Origin of the sequence: Duganella rivi (genome assembly GCF_009857435.1) — a bacterium.
Lineage (GTDB): Bacteria > Pseudomonadota > Gammaproteobacteria > Burkholderiales > Burkholderiaceae_D > Rugamonas > Rugamonas rivi.
The window spans coordinates 1-244 of the sequence record NZ_WWCK01000037.1 but is presented as its reverse complement, the minus strand read 5'-3'; the positions used below and the strand labels follow the sequence as shown (position 1 = coordinate 244).

The 244-nt window shown below is 54.9% G+C and carries 1 rRNA gene; it reads left to right on the top strand.

The features are described from left to right. Positions 1–244, top strand: a 16S ribosomal RNA gene (locus GTP45_RS27900); the annotation flags it as partial.

The following is a 244-nucleotide window of genomic DNA, read 5'->3' as shown; positions in this document are numbered from 1 at the left end:
ACGGGAGGCAGCAGTGGGGAATTTTGGACAATGGGGGCAACCCTGATCCAGCAATGCCGCGTGAGTGAAGAAGGCCTTCGGGTTGTAAAGCTCTTTTGTCAGGGAAGAAAAGGCTGTGGCTAATATCCGCGGCTCATGACGGTACCTGAAGAATAAGCACCGGCTAACTACGTGCCAGCAGCCGCGGTAATACGTAGGGTGCAAGCGTTAATCGGAATTACTGGGCGTAAAGCGTGCGCAGGCG